Origin of the sequence: Pseudoalteromonas sp. bablab_jr011 (assembly GCF_016464045.1) — a bacterium.
Classification (GTDB): Bacteria; Pseudomonadota; Gammaproteobacteria; order Enterobacterales; family Alteromonadaceae; genus Pseudoalteromonas; species Pseudoalteromonas lipolytica.
Window position 1 is genome coordinate 1 of the sequence record NZ_JACDWU010000074.1, and the last position, 336, is coordinate 336.

General features: G+C 39.6%; 1 pseudogene. It reads right to left on the reverse strand.

The window, feature by feature from the left end:
* Nucleotides 1–222, reverse strand: a pseudogene (locus JIG41_RS01915) (hypothetical protein); the annotation flags it as partial.
* Between the last annotated feature and the right edge of the window lie 114 nt (nt 223–336).

The window sequence follows — 336 nt, forward strand, 5'->3', positions numbered from 1 at the left end:
CATCATAAAGCTCCCGCCTTCAACAAACACCATGTGTGCTTTAGTGCGTTCAATAAGAGCATGTACTTGCTTGTCTTGCTCTCCAGTGAGCTTATCTATGTTATTTTCGATATCGCAGCCACTTAGTAATAAGCCGCAGATGCTGCAGATAATAATAGGAGAAAGTAAGCTAAGTACATTGTGGGGTGTAAAAGTCGTGCCTGAGCCAAGGTATTTATCCATAAAAAAAGAGTCCATGTACAGTGTGTCTGTTAACGGTATTTTAGCCAGTGTTAGTATGAATAAACATACTCCCAAAGTATGTTCTCATTTGCAGGTGGAATGACTATTTTGTGA